Here is an 11,906-nt window from a genome sequence, read left to right on the forward strand (position 1 = left end):
GTGGGAGGTCAATAGTAGTCAGATCTAAATTTGTAGGACTATTGCTATTCACGGCTCTTATTCACTGTCATATGGGCTCAGACTTCTGAAAATTCAGAGCTAAGCACAGGCTCAAGAAGATTGCTCAAATCGCTGTACAAGTTTTGCACAACTTTTGGGCTGCGACAAATTATAGTCACCGCGGCGATGTTTTACAAACCAAACTGACGCTATATCTATACAAACTAAGACCTTAGGCGAAGGAAGGTTACAAACAGAACCATCTATACTTGACTGTAATATAGGATACTGAGAAACGTGACAGGTAATTGACAAACAAAGTTCAGAACCTATAGTTGTCCCCCTTATTTTGAAGTAACGCCTTTAATTAAGGTGCTCTGAATAGTCGTCTGAGAATAATCGTTTGATTCCAGAGAAGGCTCAGCCATAGCAACTAATTAGTTTGTTACGACTGAGATTCCCGGAGTGCTTTCAGAGACTCCTTAAGGTTTAAATTAGAACAGTAGGAGGCCTATCCATGGCTGACAAAAAAGCAATACTGAAGGTTGATGGCATTGAAGAAGCATTGGAATTGCCAGTGTATGAAGGCACTGTAGGGCCAGATGTTGTTGACGTTCGTAGTCTGACTGGTAAAGGTCTATTTACCTACGATCCTGGCTTTGTATCGACCGCCGCGACTGAATCTAAGATCACTTACATCGACGGCAACGCAGGTATTTTATTGCACCGCGGTTACCCTATTGATCAGCTTGCCGAGAAGTCTGATTACCTAGAAACCTGCTTTTTACTACTGCATGGGGAACTACCGACCGCTGCAGAAAAGCAAACCTTCGTAGACACCATCAAAAACCACACCATGGTGCACGAGCAATTAAGCCACTTCTTCAACGGCTTCCGTCGTGACGCTCACCCAATGGCGGTTATGTGCGGTGTTGTTGGAGCACTTTCTGCGTTCTATCACGACTCGTTAGATATCCATGATGAACACCACCGCATGGTATCTGCGCATCGTTTGATCGCAAAAATGCCCACATTGGCAGCAATGGTATACAAGTATTCTATTGGCCAGCCGTTCATGTATCCAAAGAACGAATTGAGCTACTCTGAAAACTTCTTACACATGATGTTCAACACGCCATGTGAAGATGCCAAAGTCAGCCCCGTACTGGCTAAAGCAATGGATCGTATTTTCCTATTGCATGCGGATCACGAGCAAAACGCTTCGACCTCTACTGTGCGCTTGGCTGGCTCAACGGGCGCTAACCCATTCGCCTGTAGCGCTTCTGGTATTGCTGCATTGTGGGGCCCAGCTCACGGTGGTGCTAACGAAGCTGTGCTGAAAATGTTGAATGAAATTGGTGACGAATCCAATATCGATGCTTTCGTTGCCAAAGCAAAAGACAAAGATGATCCATTCCGCCTAATGGGCTTTGGTCACCGCGTTTATAAAAACTTCGACCCACGCGCTAAAGTAATGAAGCAAACGTGTGATGAAGTATTGGCAGAGCTCGGCATGGAAGATGATCCATTGCTGAAAATCGCTATGAAGCTTGAAAAAATCGCCACTGAAGATGAATACTTCATTAAGCGTGGCTTGTATCCAAACGTCGATTTCTATTCAGGTATCATTCTGAAAGCGATCGGTATACCAACTGAAATGTTCACCGTTATCTTCGCAACTGGCCGCACTCCAGGCTGGATTGCGCATTGGAACGAAATGATCAGCAGCGATTACCGTATTGGTCGCCCGCGTCAGTTGTACACTGGTCACACGATGCGTGACTACCCAACGAAGTAAGTTGGAGTCATCGCTACAATGTCGTAAGACATAGCAAAAAAGCCGCTCATCGAGCGGCTTTTTTGTATTCAAACCCTGTCAGTTACAAGGAGCTTTCAATGGTAAAAACCACAGATAAAATTCATTTTATTGGCTTAGGCAATATGGGATTTCCAATGGCAGGACACCTTGCTAATGCAGGTTTTAATGTCAGTGTGTTTAATCGTACTCCGAGTAAATCCTCTAACTGGCTAGAGAGTTTTTTCGGAACTGCCCTATCCACGCCGATGAAAAATATCGAAAAAAGTAATGTCGTTATTTTGTGCGTCAGCAAAGACGAAGACGCACGTGAACTGCTCACTGGAGATAACGGTATAATTTCTAAGTTATCAACCAATACCGTCATCATTGATCATTCGACAACCAGCGCCCAATTAGCCATTGATATGGCGAACGCTGCAGCTGAGGTCGGTTGTTTTTATGTTGACGCTCCTGTTTCTGGTGGCCAGCAAGGCGCGATTAACGGTCAACTAAGCCTTATGGTGGGCTGCCCAGCGGAGGTATTCAAGCAAGTCCAAACTACAACGGCCCCTTATACAAAGGCTATTGTGCATATGGGCCCCGTTGGTAGCGGACAAAAAACCAAAATGGTTAACCAGATTTGTGTAGCAGGACTGATCGAGGCTCTAGCTGAAGGGCTTTTCTTCGCTGAACAAGCTGGTTTAGATACCCAGAAAGTAATGGACGTCGTCTCCCAAGGTGCCGCAAGCAGCTGGCAACAAGTCAATCGACATAAGACCATGATCGCCGGAGAGTACGAGCATGGTTTTGCCGTCGATTTGATGCAAAAAGACTTGGCTATCTGCCTGAAAGAAGCGTCGAGATTGAACATAGACTTACCAACAACATGCCAGGTCAGCGGCTTTTATAGTGAGTTACAAGCCGACAATTTAGGGCGTTTGGATACTTCTGCCTTACTAATGCGTCTACAAAAAACAAAATCGGGGGGGCTAACCTGACACTCCCCAATCTAAAGCATTACCCGTGTGGCGACAGAAACAAACTCATCTATGCTAAATGAAGAATAGCTTGAGTGAATCAACATGAGCCAAACGCCGCGCCACACACTAGAGGGCCGTACCGCTGCCCCCGATCAATTGGACTGGAGTCAAATTCACGAAACGTTAGCAATGCTAGCGCTGGCGGTCGCACAAATTGATACGTCGTTGGTTGAAGGCAATAATTCAATCAACACCCTTACTGCAAGCTTTACGCGAATGGCCGACCACACTCAGCAAATAATTGATCGTGTTACCGCGTTAGATGCCAGCGTAGCAAGCGAAATAGCGGATTCCGCGCGGGTTATTCAAAGCGAAGTAATGAGTGCTATTGTCGCATTCCAATTCTATGATCGGTTAACGCAACGAATGGAACACGTTGGTGATAGTTTAGAACGTACTGGCCACCTAATATCCAATCCAGAAGAGCGCTACCGGTTGGATGCGTGGAAAAAACTGCAAAATCATATTAAAAGTAATTACACAATGGAGGCAGAGCGCATTATGTTTGAACACATTATGGCGGGTCACTCTATTGCGGATGCATTACAAATTTATCATCATAATTTTAATGCCGATGTGAAAGATGATTTCGATACCACCGATGATATAGAATTATTTTAATCCTCTTAACTGCCGTCATTACTGCTGAGTTGTTGCCCAACGCTAAGCTCCTTCGCTCCGATCAAAATAGCGTTTTGACCGAATACAATTCGCCCATCGATGCGACAATAATTTTTCAACACGTCTAACGCATCGGACTCTCGAGTTTGCGTGGCAAGATCTCGGGTTGGGATCACACAACGCTCACACGGTTTTACTAACTGTATTTCACCTACAGATTGCAAATACAACGATTGCCAATCACACTCTGCAAATTCACGTTCAGCTCCAGCCACAACGATATTCGGACGGAATCGTTGTAACGCAAATTCGCGTCCCAGTTTTGCACTCAAAAAATCCACACTGGTTTGGCTGATCACCAATAACGGGAAACCGTCGGCGTAGCCAACCCATTGCTCCTGAGCAACGTAATCGGTATCCACTCGACGCCGACTATCTTGTGGCAGTCGCATTAACCGACTCGGGGTTTTAAGGTATTTGCTGAGCCAATCCGCGATGGCATCACCGCAATCATCCCCCTCTAGCTCATCACGCCAAATATTAACCCGACGACGTCCGCCAGCCACCTCAAGATTAAGGCGAACATCCTCCATCCCCGGCGCAGTTATGTTTAAACCGTCATTTGATACGGTGGGCTTTATCCACGCCATAGCAGGCCACTGGCGCTGTGTAAGAAAATCACCATTCGGTTTAACTATTACATAACGACGATCGTGACGCGGGCCATGCAAATCGAATGACAATGCATCAACTTCAGTACCAGCGCAGGACTTAGGACTTAATGGGGTAGACAAATAGGCGAGAAATGTTCATGAGGACACCCCAGGGGAAAGGCATCAGTGTAAAAGTCAAAATCGACGACCACCAGCAGTAATCGCCAGATTTTCAAAGATATTTAGATCATCCCAAGGCGCTTTTTCATTAAGCGCTGGACTTCGTTAGCCATCGCTTCTGGAGCAAATTTCGATAAAAAGCCATCGCAGCCCACTTTCTCCACCATCGCTTTATTAAAATTACCTGATAACGATGTATGCAATACGACGCAGGTATTTTTCAATTCTGGATCTCGACGTATTTCAGTTGTGAGCATGTAGCCGTCCATTTCTGGCATTTCAGCATCTGTAATAATCATCATTAAATTATTTTCAATATCACGTCCTTGCTCTTTCCAGTGCATCAGCAGCTGATAAGCCTCAAGTCCATTGTGTGCCTCAATAATATTAAGCCCCATAGGTACTAGGACTTGTTTCATTTGCTCAATCGCCACTTTAGAGTCATCAACAATCAAAATATCCTTGCCATGAATACGCTCAAGTAGTTCTTTATCGTAAATTTCTGGCGATAATTGCACGTTGTAGGGCGCTATTTCAGCAAGGACTTTCTCTACATCAATGATCTCAACAATGCGGTCATCAATACGAGTAATTGCCGTTAAATAGTGTTGACGTCCCGCTCCACCAGGAGGCGGCAAGATTTCATTCCAATTCATGTTCACAATACGATCGACACCACCCACCAAAAACGCCTGCACCGTCATGTTGTATTCAGTAACAATGATGGTTGCGTCGCTATCAGCCGTTTTTAAAGTACCCATTTGAATGGCTTGGCGTAAGTCGACTACCGGTACAGTTTGTCCACGCAGATGAGTAACCCCTCTTACCACAGGATGACGATCGGGGATTTTAGTCAAAGGCGGCAAACGCATGACTTCCTGCACTTTAAATACGTTAATGGCAAAGTGTTGGCTGCCACCAAGATGAAACAACAACAGCTCTAGGCGATTCTGCCCGACCAGCTGCGTGCGGGCATCAACGCTACTTAGCATACCGCTCATAATTCACTCCAACGTTTTTCTCTTTCAGAAGTGTAGACAAGCCAAACGAAAACGCATGAAAAACCCGTCTACACTAATACCAATCATTGAGAAATACAGATCCCGATCTGCGACAAACGGAGTTATTACATGAAGCAGCAACCACTTCCACTTCTCGCCCGCCAGCCAATTCTTGACCGTGAGTTGCGGGTGGTGGCGTACGAGCTGCTTTGTAGACCTATCCCAAGCGATAACCTAGTTTGGCAGAACGCTAATGGCGATCAGGCAACAAGTGAAGTCGTTATAGGGGCCATGCATGAAATCGGCCTAGAATTGGTGACAGGAGGGCTTCCCGCCTTTGTAAATCTGACGGAGCAATGGCTGCATACGCCGCTCGCCATAGAGCCCGATCATTTAGTCGCAGAAGTGCTAGAACACATTAAGCCAACTGGGGCCAATATGGCTGCGGTGCAAAGACTCCGCGACAAAGGCTATCGCATCGCAATAGATGATTATGTCGGCGGTGAAGAGCAGAGCTTATGGTTACCACTAGCGGATATCGTAAAAGTCGATTTACTCGGGTTAAAAAATATCGAGCTCATAGGCGAACTAAGAGAAAAATATCAGAGGCCTGGCCTTAAATGGCTGGCGGAAAAGGTCGAAAACTATAATCAGTATGAATACTGCAAAGCGGCCAGTTATGACTTATTTCAGGGCTATTTTTACAGTAAACCGATGATTTTGTATGGACATCGCTTACCCGATAATCAAATGGCGGTGCTGCAACTACTGCAAGCTCTAAACCGCAAAGATGCTGACATCAATGAAATTGGTAAAATTTTACAGACCGACCCGCAATTAAGTTTTCGCCTGTTGCAGATGGTGAACTCGAGCGCCATGGGGTGCACAACAAAAGTCGCATCCATTCAACGAGCCATTATGATGCTTGGCCTAGATCGAATTCGTAACTGGACCAGCTTATTGGCGCTAGGTCGCTTAGACAGCAAACCTCGAGCACTGCAAGAGCAAGCAATGACTCGCGCCTTTACCGCGCAAGAGCTTGCTGGCAGTAATCCATCGCTAGAACCTGACACAGCCTTCACGCTCGGTTTATTTTCGCTTCTCGACGCATTCATGGACGTTAGCCTTGAAGATATCTGCTCACGCTTAGTGCTCCCCGATAACCTGAGTGAAGGACTACTGCGTCACGAGGGCGAATATGGAGCCTTGTTACAAACGCTCCAGCTTATCGAAAAGGGCGAGTGGAGTAAGATTCCTTGGAAATTAATCGGTATTACCCCCGACCAGATGAGCCCATTATTAAAACGCGCTTTGGTACTCACGCGCGACGCACTTTCAATACCTGCATAAAAAAACGCCGCATTAGGCGGCGTTTAGATCAAGCACTGAAGACAAACCGATTTCAGGCCGTACGCACCAAAGTAGGCTGAGCAGTGTCACTGGTCTCGGCTACAGGTAGTGAATAGTGCTGACGCCAAATCTCGCGATAACGCAAAGCCTCTTGCTGCCACTGAACATCTGACCAGGCCAACAATGGCTGACAAATAGCACGAATACGATCTTCAAATATCATTCCGCCTTCTTCCACCAGCAGCCCAATGCGCGTGCGACGCAACAGTAAATCATCAAGATGAACCACCGATTCATGCGCAGTAGCCCAGCGCAATTCTGCCCACAAAGCACAAGAGCCGGGGATTTCTGACAATTCATCCAGCCCAGCCTCTGCCAACAGCTGATTTAAATCCGAACCATAGTGGCCACTCAAACGCCGCTGCTGCTGCTGCGTTAAACCATCAAAACTTGGGTGTGAGGTATCTGCAGGAGCCAAAACCGCGGCATCGTCATCTTGATTGGGCATATCCGGTAAATAAGTTTTAGCGGTATCGAGTACATCCAAGGCAATCAGGCGAAACGTCGTTAACTTACCGCCGCTCACGGTGACTAGGCCTTGGTCGTCCCAAATTGAATGATCTCGTTTTTCCTTCGACGGATTAAGAGCGCCTGAAGACACCAGCGGACGAACACCGGCCCAAGAAGAAATTACATCATTACTGGTGATATGAGCATCGGGATACTGATGAGCTAATAGAGCCAACAAATAATCCAATTCTTGCTGGGTCATACTGGCTTCAGTATTGGATGTATCTGGGTGATCTAAATCGGTTGTTCCCACAACAGTGCGGCCTTCCCATGGGTAAACAAAAATGGGACGCTGATCCTGAGGATGCAATACCGTTAGAGATACCGGAACCGGTAATTTTTCTGCAGATAGTACGATATGGCTACCTCGAGCAGGCCGTATTTGCGCTTGCTCCCCCTCTTGGGCTCGCAGTACATCAGCCCATGCACCCGTTGCGTTGACTACGGCGTTGGTAGATAACGTAATCCGTTCACCGGTCAGTTCATCAGTAATATGTACCGCACTGACTTTACCGTCGATACGTTCAACGCCCGCCACGGCGGCGTAATTGATAACTTCTGCGCCATCACGTATCGCCTCATGCAATACGCGCATAACTAAGCGTGAATCATCGGTCACCGCATCAGCGAATTCAGTACCACCCAGTAGCCCCTCAGTCGCTAAGCCCGGCAACATCTTGCTTAATTCAGTGGCATTGTGGAATTTACGGTAACGCTTACCCGCTAAAAAATCGTAAACCATCAATAACAGACCAAAGATCTTTGGTCCGGGGAAGCGCCCTTTGTAATGCGGCATAATGTAAGGCATTTGGTCAACCAGACCTGGAGCTTCGCGCATCAAACGCTCGCGCTCGCGCACGGAGTGAAGCGTTGTTTTGATATCACCCTGAGCAATGTAACGTAGCCCACCATGAACCATCTTTGATGACCGACTGGATGTGCCCCAGGCAAAATCTTGGCGTTCAACGAGTAACACACGTAAACCTCTGCGCGCAGCCTCCCGAGCAATTCCCGCGCCCGTTATGCCACCGCCAGCAATCACCAAATCCCAAGTTTGGGCATAAGTTGAGAGCCGCGCCGCAATATTTGTTGAGCGCCGAACATCCCAGAGATCACTAGTGTTTTCGCACTGTTTCATCAAGTTTTTGCTTCCTATCGGTGGCTCTGTACATTCTGTTACAGACTTAATCTTGCCGCATTACCTACCAGTCCGTCAGTATAGCAGTGGCCTCACTGGAAATTTGTCTGTTTCAGTCTGGTTCTAAAATAATAGTGACAGTAGTTTCAGGCCTGCTATGAAAAATAACAACAATTTGCTAGGCAGTGCATCAACGGCAGTAATGCGCCAGTTTTTGCACGCCGCTCGTGATTATTGCATTGAACCAGAAGACGCATTGGAAGCGTGTCGGCTTCCGTCAGGCGTTCTAGATAACCAGATCAGTCGAACAACAGGTTCTGACCTACAGTCGTTACTGCGTTGGCTTATCGAAAAGAGTGGCGACCCGCTCTTTGGTTTACACTCTGCTAAACATGTTCAACCAGGCGCATACAGCCTAGTTGGTTATATGGCAATGAACAGTCGTACCGCTCGTGAAGCTTTAATGATAGTGCCCCGCTACGAAGCCCTAATTGGCGATATGGGCGTTACTAAAATCGAACGGCGCAACGGCAACATGCTCATGCATTGGATTTGTCATTACACAGATCCTGTCGTGCGTCCGCAATTGATCGACAACGTTGTGGCATCGTGGGTGTACTTTGCGCGCTGGCTAACAGAAATGCCCGAAGGTAAGCCGTTAGAAGTATTTATTGAGCATGCCGCTCCGAGTGATAGATTGCGGGTGGAGTATGAAGAAATATTTCAAGCGCCAGTTACCTTTAATGCCCCGATCAATGGCATCGTATTCTGTGAATCAATTTTAGATCTCAAGCTACGTCAGCCTGACCCCGCATTACTTTCGGCACTGGAGCACCATGCTGCAAGCTTGACCTCAGAACTGCAAAGCAGCAACAGCCTTGTTGTACAAGCGCGATCAATTTTACTCAGTATGATGCAGTCAGGGTTACCGCGACGAGATAGGGTTGCGGAACAATTGGGTATGGCTGAACGAACATTGCAACGTCGCCTCGGTGAAGTTGGAACTTCTTACCAGCAATTACTCGATAGTCTTCGCCATGAGATGTCGATGGAATGGTTAACTCACAGTGACTTATCAATTTCGGATATTTCCGATCGCCTAGGCTTTAGCGAAGCGCGATCCTTTCAACGTCGTTTTAAAGCTTGGACGGGAATTACGCCGGGAGAATTCCGACGAGCTCATCATGGTCAGGCAGCAGAAGCCAAGCATAGAAGCGTGTCCCCTGCTGATACTGAAAATACTACCGAGAAAGAAGAGCAGTTAGATGCGTAAAAACTCGTTCGGGTGAAATGTCACGATAGCACGGAGGCTGAATAGCCTCCGGATCGGGCTTTAAGCAAGTTTTCGATAAACAAGGCGCACACGAACGTGTGCTACTCATCACTGTTACGGCAGGCCCCAGCACTCCCGTTAGCGTCGCATTGGTCGCACCGTATATCGCAACAGCAGGAACAGCCAATGCGGCAACGACGTGCGATAACCCAGTATCAACACCCACTACCGCTTGGGCATTGGCCAGATAGGCATTCAATGCGTTTAAACCCATCTTCGGCAATACAATCGCGTTCGGAATATTAGCCGCAATACGTTGGGCTCGTTCGCGCTCTTCTTCATTACCCCACGGCAGTATCGCCTTGCGACCTGAGTCAGCGACTTTTTGTGCGAGTTCACGCCAGTAGGCTTCTGGCCAAAGCTTGGTAATCCACGTCGTGCCATGCAGGAACACCCAATAGTCTCCTTCAACATCCGGGCGAGCCCAACGCGAAGGATCAACACCATAATTGACTTCTAATATCGGTAGCTCATAGCCCAAACTCTGAGCAAACAACTTTCTAACGCGAGGAATGGCATGCTGCCCTTTTTCGACATTTTGCGGATACTGGTACGCCAATGCCGCTAGCGGCTCACGACAACTATGGCGACTCAAACCAAAGCGCGGGCCTTTAGCCAACCGCGTGAATACAGCACTTTTGATTAATCCTTGAGCATCTAGTACGCAGTCATATTCTTGCGACCGTAATGCCTGCCAAAATGCCTTCATCTCTGCGCGATTTTGGCTATCGCGCAAGTTTTTTCGCCAACGCCGCCACGCGACTGGAATAACGCGTTTAACTGCGGGGTGCCAAGTGGGAATATCGGCAAAGTCTTCTTCAACAACCCAATCTATCTCAAGATTCGGAATCGCACGAAATGCGTCTTCAACCGCCGGTAACGTATGAAACACATCCCCCAGCGATGAGGTTTTAACCAGAAGTACTTTCACGCACAGCCCCTTAATTCATGAAGGTCGCAACTTTACCGCAAAGGTAGCCGCCGCTCCAATTTATACAGTACCAATCCAATCGTCTCGACTTGACACCTAACCGTGGCAAGAGGACTATTCCGCCCTTTGCGCCTATGCGCGATATTCAGTTGTTAATGCTAACAAGGCCGAATGAGTGCCAAGAAGGCAATATGGAGAATGTATAGTGCTAAAGTCTTGGAAGTTTTGGCTTGGGTGTTTACTGCTAATCGCCTTGCTTTGGCTGGTGGAGCGCAGCTATGGCTGGACGGCGGTATTAGCTAGTTGGCAAAGCATCCCCTTAGATTCTCTTTTAGTCTCACTCACGCTCATCTTCATTAGCTACATATTACGCGCAGTGCGTTTTTACGACTTTTTTTATAGCAACTGTCGCGGGCATTTTGTCGCCTTAACTCGCTTAACCGTGCTACATAACTTTTTCAATAATCTATTGCCTATGCGCAGCGGTGAAACGGCATTCCCGTTACTCATGAAGCAATACTTCAACGTTCCTTTCCGCCATAGCGCGCCGGCCCTATTGTGGCTGCGTCTGCTAGATCTGTATGCCTTACTTATGTTGGCCCTGTTGTCTTTGCATTCTTTATGGCCAGTGGCGCAGGAAATCAAAATTGCCGTCGGCGCAGCTCTAGTCGCACTGCCATTACTGGTGCTACCACTGCAAATTGCTATTAAAGAATTTCTGCTTGGTCGCGAATCTTCGTGGGCACAGAAAGCCAGCGAACTGATGCACGCCCTACCTGATTCAGCATGGAGTTATAGCCGCGCGCTTTTCTGGACCATTATTAACTGGGCGCTAAAGCTGGCCGTCTACACTTGGCTACTGCAACAATTCACCAATATTGAGTTTTTCCAAAGCTGGATGGGCGCTACCGCTGGCGAACTAAGCAGTGTTCTGCCAATTCATGGGATAGCGGGCGCTGGCACATACGAAGCTGGTGTTTTAGTTGGCTTGCTGCCTTGGGGGGTAGAGAACGATGTCGCCTTGGCTGCCGCCGTTAACCTTCACTTATTTGTACTGGGTAGCACTTTATTGCTAACTGGACTGATCGCTGCCGCAACCTTTACGGTTAAGCGTCCTTACGCTGCAGACTAGTCCTGTGGCGTTATCCCGATTTTCACAACGTCTTATCCCATAATTGCGACAGCTTATTTGCCCTTTGGCTATTTTGTCACTCGCCCCTTTTGGGTATGATCGCGCTTCAACTTTTTTCGCCAAACCGACAGAGTGGTACAGACCTTGACCGAGTCAAAT

Annotated in this window: 10 protein-coding genes; 6 read left to right on the plus strand and 4 right to left on the minus strand. The window is 47.5% G+C overall.

Annotated features, from left to right (window positions below):
* Positions 1 to 517 precede the first annotated feature (517 nt).
* The 3 genes from gltA (at position 518) to UXZ23_RS03905 (ending at position 3,459) form a co-directional block, all read left to right on the plus strand.
* A complete protein-coding gene (gene gltA / locus UXZ23_RS03895) occupies positions 518 to 1,798 on the plus strand; it encodes a citrate synthase (protein WP_320819333.1) in 1,281 nt (426 codons plus the stop codon).
* A gap of 98 nt (positions 1,799 to 1,896) precedes the next feature.
* Positions 1,897 to 2,796 (plus strand): NAD(P)-dependent oxidoreductase, encoded by a 900-nt coding sequence (locus UXZ23_RS03900; protein WP_320819334.1) that lies wholly within the window; start codon positions 1,897 to 1,899, stop codon positions 2,794 to 2,796.
* Between the two features lie 84 nt (positions 2,797 to 2,880).
* Positions 2,881 to 3,459, plus strand: a complete 579-nt coding sequence (locus tag UXZ23_RS03905; protein WP_320819335.1) for a hypothetical protein — start codon at positions 2,881 to 2,883, stop codon at positions 3,457 to 3,459.
* Positions 3,460 to 3,464: 5 nt separating this feature from the next.
* Here UXZ23_RS03905 and UXZ23_RS03910 read toward each other — a convergent pair whose 3' ends face one another.
* Both UXZ23_RS03910 and UXZ23_RS03915 read right to left on the minus strand, forming a co-directional pair.
* On the minus strand, positions 3,465 to 4,253 hold the full coding sequence (locus UXZ23_RS03910; protein WP_320819336.1) for an MOSC domain-containing protein: 789 nt from the start codon (positions 4,251 to 4,253) through the stop codon (positions 3,465 to 3,467).
* A gap of 101 nt (positions 4,254 to 4,354) precedes the next feature.
* Positions 4,355 to 5,293, minus strand: coding sequence for a chemotaxis protein CheV (locus tag UXZ23_RS03915; RefSeq protein ID WP_320819337.1), 939 nt, complete (start codon positions 5,291 to 5,293; stop codon positions 4,355 to 4,357).
* A gap of 129 nt (positions 5,294 to 5,422) precedes the next feature.
* Here UXZ23_RS03915 and UXZ23_RS03920 point away from each other — a divergent pair, with 129 nt between their 5' ends.
* On the plus strand, positions 5,423 to 6,643 hold the full coding sequence (locus UXZ23_RS03920; RefSeq protein WP_320819338.1) for an EAL and HDOD domain-containing protein: 1,221 nt from the start codon (positions 5,423 to 5,425) through the stop codon (positions 6,641 to 6,643).
* A gap of 52 nt (positions 6,644 to 6,695) precedes the next feature.
* Here the strand turns inward: UXZ23_RS03920 and UXZ23_RS03925 are convergent, their stop codons facing one another.
* Complete coding sequence (locus tag UXZ23_RS03925; RefSeq protein ID WP_320819339.1) at positions 6,696 to 8,351, minus strand: glycerol-3-phosphate dehydrogenase/oxidase; 1,656 nt, start codon at positions 8,349 to 8,351, stop codon at positions 6,696 to 6,698.
* A gap of 157 nt (positions 8,352 to 8,508) precedes the next feature.
* Here UXZ23_RS03925 and UXZ23_RS03930 point away from each other — a divergent pair, with 157 nt between their 5' ends.
* Positions 8,509 to 9,624 carry an AraC family transcriptional regulator gene (locus UXZ23_RS03930; RefSeq protein WP_320819340.1) on the plus strand — a complete coding sequence of 372 codons (1,116 nt, stop codon included), beginning with the start codon at positions 8,509 to 8,511 and terminating at the stop codon, positions 9,622 to 9,624.
* Here the strand turns inward: UXZ23_RS03930 and waaC are convergent.
* A complete protein-coding gene (gene waaC / locus UXZ23_RS03935) occupies positions 9,593 to 10,615 on the minus strand; it encodes a lipopolysaccharide heptosyltransferase I (RefSeq protein ID WP_320819341.1) in 1,023 nt (340 codons plus the stop codon). The two genes, UXZ23_RS03930 and waaC, sit on opposite strands and share 32 nt — an antisense overlap.
* Positions 10,616 to 10,820: 205 nt before the next feature.
* Between waaC and UXZ23_RS03940 the strand changes: the two genes are divergently transcribed.
* Entirely contained in the window at positions 10,821 to 11,747 is a 927-nt protein-coding gene (locus tag UXZ23_RS03940; RefSeq protein ID WP_320819342.1) for a lysylphosphatidylglycerol synthase domain-containing protein, read from the plus strand.
* Positions 11,748 to 11,906 lie beyond the last annotated feature (159 nt).

This window comes from Thalassolituus sp., assembly GCF_034111725.1.
In the GTDB taxonomy this organism is placed as follows: domain Bacteria; phylum Pseudomonadota; class Gammaproteobacteria; order Pseudomonadales; family Oceanobacteraceae; genus Thalassolituus.

What these genes read in the sequence shown, in the direction of transcription:
- gltA (WP_320819333.1), top strand. Translation starts at nt 518, where the DNA reads ATGGCTGACAAAAAAGCAATACTGAAGGTTGATGGCATTGAAGAAGCA.
- UXZ23_RS03900 (WP_320819334.1), top strand. Translation starts at nt 1,897, where the DNA reads ATGGTAAAAACCACAGATAAAATTCATTTTATTGGCTTAGGCAATATG.
- UXZ23_RS03905 (WP_320819335.1), top strand. Translation starts at nt 2,881, where the DNA reads ATGAGCCAAACGCCGCGCCACACACTAGAGGGCCGTACCGCTGCCCCC.
- UXZ23_RS03915 (WP_320819337.1), bottom strand. Translation starts at nt 5,293, where the DNA reads ATGAGCGGTATGCTAAGTAGCGTTGATGCCCGCACGCAGCTGGTCGGG.
- UXZ23_RS03920 (WP_320819338.1), top strand. Translation starts at nt 5,423, where the DNA reads ATGAAGCAGCAACCACTTCCACTTCTCGCCCGCCAGCCAATTCTTGAC.
- UXZ23_RS03925 (WP_320819339.1), bottom strand. Translation starts at nt 8,351, where the DNA reads ATGAAACAGTGCGAAAACACTAGTGATCTCTGGGATGTTCGGCGCTCA.
- UXZ23_RS03930 (WP_320819340.1), top strand. Translation starts at nt 8,509, where the DNA reads ATGAAAAATAACAACAATTTGCTAGGCAGTGCATCAACGGCAGTAATG.